The sequence below is a fragment of the Staphylococcus sp. GDY8P57P genome (assembly GCF_017892585.1).
GTDB classification, from domain to species: Bacteria; Bacillota; Bacilli; order Staphylococcales; family Staphylococcaceae; genus Staphylococcus; species Staphylococcus borealis.
Genome location: NZ_JAESLK010000013.1, coordinates 1 through 5,084, shown reverse-complemented (window position 1 = coordinate 5,084; position 5,084 = coordinate 1). Strand labels below are relative to the sequence as shown.

The following is a 5,084-nucleotide window of genomic DNA, read 5'->3' as shown; positions in this document are numbered from 1 at the left end:
TAAATTGTTTATATCTGAAATAGTCCATACAGAAGACTCCTTTTTGTTAAAATTATACTATAAATTCAACTTTGCAACAGAACCCTAAAAAGAATATTCTAGGACAGTATGCAACCCTAGATAAATTTCTTGAAGCATGGCACACAAATGGTAATAAACAAAAATTATTGGGTAAAATGGAACAAAATGGCATCTTTTACCAAGAAATCATTAATGACGAAAAATTAACTGATATGGATCCCTTTGATTTAATTGTGTACTTGGCGTATAACCAGAAACCATTAAGTAAATCTGAACGCGTGGCACATCTTAAAAAATCTGGCCTTCTAGATAAATATCAGGGTGCTGCTAGAGAGATACTAGAAACATTACTGACCATGTACCAAAATGATGGCATACAAGAACTTGAAAACAATCAGGTATTAAGCTTGCCAGAATTTGAAAGATATGGTGGCCCATTTAAAATCATTGTTAATCTTTTTGGGGGTAAAGAACAGTACCAAGATGCAGTTTTTGAATTAAAAGAAAAAATTTATAACTAACGGTGGTAAAAGCAAAAATGGCAAATACTCAATTTGTAAAAAAAATTCAAGATATTATGCGTAATGATCCCGGGATTAACGGTGATGCTCAAAGAATTGAACAACTTTCATGGATTCTTTTTTTGAAAGTTTATGATGATCGTGAAGTGGTTTGGAATCTTGAAAGAGATAACTATATCTCAATTATTCCAACAGGGCTACATTGGCGCGAATGGGCTAGAGACGAAAAGGATGGACAAAATTTAACAGGTGACGAATTATTAAATTTTGTTAACAACGAACTTTTGCCTGGTTTGAAAAGGATTGTTGTTACTCCAGAAACTCCCATTAGTCATGCAATTGTTAAAGACGCGTTTATTGATGCTAATAATTACATGAAAAATGGTATCTTGTTACGTCAAGTTATCAATGTTGTGGATCAAATTGATTTTACCGACCCCAAGGATCGACATTTTTTTAATGATATTTATGAGGGAATTTTAAAAGGATTACAAAGTGCTGGGAATTCCGGTGAATTTTATACGCCACGTGCTCTCACTGATTTTATCGCCGAAAAATTACAGCCAAAATTAAGCGAAAAAATGGCCGACTTAGCTTGTGGGACTGGTGGCTTCTTGACTAGTACCTTAAATATTCTTAGCCAGCAGGTAAAAACTGTTAATGATCGAAAAAAGTATAATCAAGCAGTGTTTGGGATTGAAAAAAAAGGGCAGCCATATATTTTAGCAGTTACAAATTTACTATTACATGATGTCGACAATCCAGATATTATCCATGGCAATTCTCTCGAAAAACAGGTCACAGAGTACAGTGAAAACGAAAAGTTTGATGTAATCATGATGAATCCACCCTTTGGTGGTTCTGAATTACCTATCATTAAACAAAACTTTCCAACTGATCTGCAAAGCAGTGAAACTGCAGATTTATTCTTGGCGTTAATAATGTACAGGTTAAAAGAAAATGGACGGGTCGGTATTATTCTTCCTGACGGTTTCTTGTTTGGCAATGACGGGTCAAAGCTAAACATTAAAAAACGTTTATTACATGAGTTTAATCTCCATACGATTATTCGTTTACCTGGCAGCATTTTTTCACCATATACATCCATTGCAACTAATATTTTATTTTTTGATCAAACAAAAACAACCAAAGAAACCTGGTTTTATCGACTAGACATGCCTGATGGTTATAAACATTTTTCAAAAACTAGGCCAATGAAGTTAGCACACTTTGATCCTGTCCGAAAATGGTGGAATGATCGTCAAGAAATCAAAGAGGGAGATAATTTTAAAGCCAAAGCATACACAGTCAAAGAACTAGAGGATAACAACTATAATTTTGATTTATGCGGTTTTCCAACTGAAAACGAAGAAATATTGCCACCATTTGAATTGATGGAAAGATACATCGAGGAGCGTGCTGAGTTAAATGATCAGATTGATACCACTTTAGATGCGCTCAAAAAATTATTAGAGGGGGATAATTGATGACTCCTGAACAATTAAAAGCATCAATTTTGCAATACGCCATGGAAGGCAAGTTGGTTAAACAATATCCTACAGATGTGCCTGCTAGTGAATTGCTACAGAAAATAGAAATTGAAAAGGCTAAATTAATTAAAGAAAAGAAAATAAAAAAAACTAAGAAATTACCCGAAATTACTCAAGAAGAAATCCCGTTTGAAATACCTGAAAGTTGGGAATGGACTAGATTTGGAGATTTGGTTCATTTTAATTTAGGAAAAACACCTAAAAGAACTGTAACAGAGTATTGGATTAACGGCCAGATTCCTTGGATTTCTATTGCTGACATGAAATCCCCATCTTTGTCAAAAACAAAGGAAAAAATTACTAACGAAGCTTTTAAAGATGTTTTTAAAAATAAGCTTGTACCCAAGGGCACTCTGTTAATGAGTTTTAAATTGTCAATTGGAAAGGTTGGAATATTAAAAACGGATGCCGTTCATAACGAAGCGATTATTGACATCTATCCTTATATGAATGACCAAAATGTTACCAGGAATTATTTATTTACGTTTTTACCTCTCATAAGCAACGCTGGAAAATTCAATAATGCAATCAAGGGCAAAACATTAAATAAAACATCAATGACTAACCTGCTTATTCCTTTGCCTCCCTTTGAGGAACAAAAGCGAATTGTTGCTAAACTTGATTCTCTTTTTCAAAAGCTTTGATTACTTTTTAAGATAATCGTAAAAGCGCCTATTTATAGGCGCTTTTTTGTATTTTGACGTTTGAGAGGCGCATTCTAAGACCGTTGTGACTTTACTTGCTAAATTAGAATGATTTTACTTAATAAATGAGAAAATGAAACGTATGGAATGCTATACAATATTATGAATTGAAAAAAGTGATAGTTAGATAGTGTACAGAAACTGGTTATTTTCTTGGCTAAAATGCAAAACAGGGCTTGTTAATAAGCCCTGTTTTTTAAAATTATTTAGTTGTTCTTGCTATTAACAATTTAGTTTCTGAATAATATTTAAAAACAGATGTATATCTGTGTAATAAAAAGGTTTTATTGCTTTAAATCCCTACTACTTATATTTAAAGTAACAATTAAAGCAACTAACACGATGCACGTAATGGTTAAAAATATATCAGAATAGTGCGGGGCAGTTAAAGTATAAAAAGGATTAAAAGATGCTTTAACCCCATGTCTCATTGACAATAAAGCCCCTATTAGTGAGGCACCTGTTCCTGCCCCAAGATACATTGCACCTTGAAACAACCCCGTACCTACACCAACTTGTTCTTTAGGTAAAGCAAGTACTGCAACATTATTCACTGGAGAGTTAATAAATGCAAAAGCGATACCTATCCCTAAACTCCCGATAGATAATAATACAGGTGATGCGCCTGCTACGAAGCTCATATATAAAGAAGATAAGCCCATAATAATTAGTCCAACTAATAATAGTATTTTAGGATGCACTTTGTCAGATAATCTTCCCACTATTGGTGAAAGGATTGCAACAGCGACACCACCAGAAAGTAATATTAAGCCTGCCTGTCCAGTACTTAACCCATTAACCTCAACAACTAATAATGGAATAAAAACAAGCATAGAGACATAAGCAAACATTGAAAGAAATACAATGAAAATTGAGCTTACATATAAACGGTTCTTCAATATAACTGGAGGGATAAAAGGATTTTTAACATTAATCACGCGATATATTAACACTATTAAAGCTATCATAGATATAGAAAAACTTGTGGTTGTTTGTATAGAAATCAAACCATACATTTCTGAAAGCGTAATACCAAGTAAAAAACCACCTACGGTTAATCCTAATAATAGTCCACCTAAAACATCAAAATTTTGATGACTGTTATTATCTGGTGATTCTATTTTAGGCATTGATATTTGAACACCTAGAACTATAATTAAACCCAGAACAAAAGTGACCCAAAATAATGATTGCCAACCTAATAATTGTCCTACAACGCCGCCAAATATTGGGCCTCCTGCAGTGCCAACGCCAATACAACCAGCAATAATACCTAAAATTCTTCCTCTCTGTCCAGGCGGAAAAATTTTAGATATTATAACAATAGATAGCACAGGTATGGCTGCCATGCCAGCTCCTTGAAACATTCTACCCAATACTAAAATAATTAAATTGGGCGCGAATATACATATTAAACTTCCTATAGTTAATATTAGTAATCCGTTAGTAAAGAGTTTTTTAATATTTAAAAAATCAGATAAACGTCCATAAAAGGGAATTGCTATAGATAGAACTAAGGCAACACCACTTACGACCCAACTAACTTGCGCCTCAGACCCACCTAATTCTTTTCCAATCACACCGAGAACAGGATTAACCATATCTGCAGTAACTGAACCCACTAAAACAGACAAGCCTAAGATACTAATTAACAACACATTTGATGCTATATTTTTTTCATTTTGATGATTCATTTTACAGCCTCCTAAAATTTAAATGCTCATTTTAGAAGGCTAAATCGACTGCTTTAACCATCAATTTCACCTCTCAATTATCCAAATAAAAAAGCTTAATCTTAAGATCAGACTTTTGTTACATAAATCAATATTTTACTTTTTTACGTAAGGATTATAGTAAAAAGTCTGGATTTTGGTATTCTGTTTAAAAAAGTACATACTTGTCCCTCAACTTTGAGATAGTCTGAAACTTTAATTGTTTTATAAAGGGTAAACACCATTTCCATCATTTTTATCCTCCTCTTATATTAATCTATACCAAAATAACACAAAAGAGTAAATTTGTCAGTTTTATCTCTATTTTGAGCAAAATAGAGTAGTAAATTTTAAAATTATGAGTTTATTTGATTATTTTTAATACTCTATATAGTTTGTCTAGTAACATCTACTTCCGTAACTATATTGCTAATTGAAAAACATTTGTCTAACATTTCTATAACTCAGTAATAAACTAAACGTTTTTGAGAATCTTTTGCATTTGGTGAATAAAGTACAGGTCGTCCTTTGTATACTCCTTTTTCTTTCGCTACTTGGTTCTGTTGCAAAGTTTTA

The 5,084-nt window shown here is 32.8% G+C and carries 4 protein-coding genes and 1 pseudogene; 3 read left to right on the top strand and 2 right to left on the bottom strand.

Annotated elements, in window-relative coordinates:
• Positions 1–71 precede the first annotated feature (71 nt).
• Genes KA878_RS04425 through KA878_RS04415 form a run of 3 tightly spaced genes read left to right on the top strand, consistent with a single transcriptional unit; the run spans position 72 to position 2,736 of the window.
• Positions 72–542 (top strand): type I restriction-modification enzyme R subunit C-terminal domain-containing protein, encoded by a 471-nt coding sequence (locus KA878_RS04425; protein ID WP_210142067.1) that lies wholly within the window; start codon positions 72–74, stop codon positions 540–542.
• 17 nt (positions 543–559) lie between these two features.
• Positions 560–2,029 (top strand): class I SAM-dependent DNA methyltransferase, encoded by a 1,470-nt coding sequence (locus KA878_RS04420; RefSeq protein WP_193839983.1) that lies wholly within the window; start codon positions 560–562, stop codon positions 2,027–2,029.
• Positions 2,029–2,736 carry a restriction endonuclease subunit S gene (locus KA878_RS04415; protein WP_193839982.1) on the top strand — a complete coding sequence of 236 codons (708 nt, stop codon included), beginning with the start codon at positions 2,029–2,031 and terminating at the stop codon, positions 2,734–2,736. Before KA878_RS04420 ends, KA878_RS04415 begins: the two co-directional genes overlap by 1 nt.
• Positions 2,737–3,080: 344 nt before the next feature.
• Here the strand turns inward: KA878_RS04415 and fexB are convergent, their stop codons facing one another.
• Complete coding sequence (fexB, locus tag KA878_RS04410; RefSeq protein WP_193839981.1) at positions 3,081–4,490, bottom strand: chloramphenicol/florfenicol efflux MFS transporter FexB; 1,410 nt, start codon at positions 4,488–4,490, stop codon at positions 3,081–3,083.
• Positions 4,491–4,894: 404 nt separating this feature from the next.
• Positions 4,895–5,084 (bottom strand): annotated as a pseudogene (locus tag KA878_RS14290) (recombinase family protein); the annotation flags it as partial.